Source organism: Psychrobacter sp. NC44, assembly GCF_904846655.1.
Lineage (GTDB): Bacteria > Pseudomonadota > Gammaproteobacteria > Pseudomonadales > Moraxellaceae > Psychrobacter.
On the sequence record NZ_CAJHBN010000045.1, the window covers coordinates 1 to 592 of the forward strand.

A 592-nucleotide genomic window follows, 5' to 3' on the forward strand; every position below is an offset into this window, starting at 1 on the left:
TGTTTGTACCAACTTAATCTGCTCTTTCTCATATGACTATCCTAGATTATTTTACTTATCTAGGACAGCCCCTTAAAGTTTTAATAATAAAAAAGCCTGCAAATCAGCGGGCTTTTTTTATGGGAACGTTGAAAGTGTGATTATTTAAGGTGAAAGCCTAGCAAGCCTTGTATCTCCTCGACGGTCATATGTCTAACGAGCGCCTGATCTTCTACCGACAAGCGATTGGTGTGCTCTTTTATCATAGTATGGATGCTACGAGCGACCTCAGAGGTGCTAGCATAATACATTTGCGGCTCTTCTTTGGTGAGTTTCATCAAAAACTTATCGATGATTTTGCGCTTTTCATGGGAAGCGTGTTCTTGAGTCATGACATTCTCCTAATTATAAACCATCTAAGCAGTCAGCTCAGTGATAGTCAATGCTTATGGCTAGTATAACGCAGATAACAACGAGGATAGCGACTTAAGTTGAACGGGTAACACGCTCTATACTGTGTGTCACATTCTAAAATATTATCATCTAGCGCCGTAAAACCACGTCCTTCTAGGGCGTGGATATCAGGCGTCAACCGTTGTCACCTAAGATTGAA

1 protein-coding gene is annotated in these 592 nt (G+C 40.9%); it reads right to left on the reverse strand.

The window, feature by feature from the left end; genetic code table 11:
• Positions 1-140: 140 nt before the first annotated feature.
• A complete protein-coding gene (locus JMX95_RS13615) occupies positions 141-371 on the reverse strand; it encodes a hypothetical protein (RefSeq protein ID WP_045446342.1) in 231 nt (76 codons plus the stop codon).
• Positions 372-592 lie beyond the last annotated feature (221 nt).

What these genes read in the sequence shown, in the direction of transcription:
- JMX95_RS13615 (WP_045446342.1), bottom strand. Translation starts at nt 371, where the DNA reads ATGACTCAAGAACACGCTTCCCATGAAAAGCGCAAAATCATCGATAAG.